A 768-nucleotide genomic window follows, 5' to 3' on the forward strand; every position below is an offset into this window, starting at 1 on the left:
CAAGGCCAAGGCCAGTATTTGGCCTTCATCTACGCCTATAGCCGGATCTTCAAACAGCCCCCGGCCGAAGCCGACATGCGGCGCCATTTCGACGTCACCGCTCCAACCGTCCACCAGATGGTGCTGACCTTGGAAAAAGCCGGGTTCATCACACGGGTGCCCGGAGCTGCCCGAAGCATCCAACTTCTGGTTCCTCCGAAAGCGCTTCCTATCTTGCGCTAAAACAACCCGTCATAATCTCTGTGGAACGGTACTAGGAACAATCTGCGGCCACCAGCTGGTGGCGTCCCGTAAGCGCAGGGCTCCGAATCCAGGTTAACGGCATAGGTCGCCGAGGATTGCGGCGAGGTAGTCGGTGCTCCCGCCTGCCTTTTTGCGTCTGAGTTTGATTGAGTGCCTGTCGCTGACGGCTCTGACAAGGTTGAGGGCGAAATGGCGCACGATGGCCATGTTGAGAGCGCAGTGGCCTTTTCTGCGACTGGTCGTCGTTGAAGACGACGTCGAGGGTCCAGTGCAGAGCGTTCTCGACCAGCCAGTGGCCGCGCACGGCATGAGCGGCCCATTCGGCGGTCAGCTCGGCGGAGGCCGATAAAGTATCGCGTGTCGAAGCGGCTTTTGTCCTTCAGTCCAGCGCGCGATCTGACGCGCACGATGGTTGTGGCGTCTGGCAGGCGCAGTTCACCGGGAAAGCGGCGCTGGCCTTCGAGCCAGCCGGCCTCGCGACTGACGGTGACGGTGCGTTCCTCGATGCGGCCATGGGCCATGTCG

General features: G+C 61.3%; 1 protein-coding gene and 1 pseudogene. One reads left to right on the forward strand and one right to left on the reverse strand.

Features of this window, described 5'->3' with window-relative positions:
• A partial coding sequence (locus AC1D1L_RS33705; protein ID WP_477345845.1) for a LexA family protein occupies positions 1–222 on the forward strand: 222 nt, incomplete at its 5' end.
• Positions 223–315: 93 nt separating this feature from the next.
• Here AC1D1L_RS33705 and AC1D1L_RS33710 read toward each other — a convergent pair.
• A pseudogene (locus tag AC1D1L_RS33710) lies at positions 316–768 on the reverse strand (ISAs1 family transposase); the annotation flags it as partial.

The organism is Mesorhizobium sp. P2_D6 (assembly GCF_056404315.1).